This window comes from Leucobacter sp. M11 (genome assembly GCF_035726885.1).
GTDB lineage: Bacteria > Actinomycetota > Actinomycetes > Actinomycetales > Microbacteriaceae > JAPFRB01.
Window position 1 is genome coordinate 415,150 of sequence record NZ_JAPFRB010000004.1, and the last position, 834, is coordinate 415,983.

Annotated in this window: 1 protein-coding gene; it reads left to right on the plus strand. The window is 71.2% G+C overall.

Annotation, left to right across the window (positions count from 1 at the left end; translation table 11 throughout):
- The coding region (locus OOT08_RS14040) for an amidohydrolase (RefSeq protein ID WP_325093412.1) at positions 1–815 on the plus strand (815 nt) is incomplete at its 5' end.
- Positions 816–834: the final 19 nt, after the last annotated feature.

Consider the following 834-nt stretch of genomic DNA (forward strand, 5'->3'; position numbering starts at 1 on the left):
ACACGATCAAAATCATGCAGGACGGCGTCGCCGAAAACCAGACCGCCGCCATGATCGAGCCCTACCTGACCCCGGGATGCGGGTGCGGGGACAACTCCGGCATCGCATTCGTTGATCCGGAGCAGCTGCCCGGCTACGTGACCGAGCTGGACCGCCGCGGCTTCCAGATTCACTTCCACGCCCTCGGCGACCGGGCGGTCCGGGGGGCGCTCGATGCGATCGAGGCGGCGCGCACGAGCAACGGCGACGCCTCAACCACCCTGCACCTGCTGGCGCACATCCAGATCATTCACCCCGCCGATGTGCCCCGGTTCCGCGAGCTGAACGCCTCGGCCAACATGCAGCCGCTGTGGGCAAGCTACGACCCCCAGATGGTCGACCTCACCGTGCCCTACCTCGGCGAGGAGCGCGTCGGCCACCAGTACCCCTTCGGCTCCCTGCACCGGAGCGGGAGCCACCTGTGCGGCGGCTCCGACTGGCCCGTGACCTCGGCCGACCCGTGGCTCGGCATCCACGTCGCCGTGAACCGTCAGGTGCCGCGCGCGCACCCCGACTACAACGAGCGCGTCTTCCTGGCCGACGAGAAGCTGGACCTCGCCGTGGCCCTCCGGGCGTACACACTCGGCGGCATTGAGGGTAACGGCCGCGCCGCGGACCTCGGCCGGGTCGCCGAGGGCTTCCTCGCGGACCTGGTGCTCACGGACCGGGACCCCTTCGCGGGCCCCGCACAGGACATCCACGACACCCGGGCCGAGCGCGTCTACTCCGACGGTCGCCTCGTGGCCGGGCTCGCCGCCGACCGGAGCGCCGCCTAGGCGGCCGCCTCGATCGACG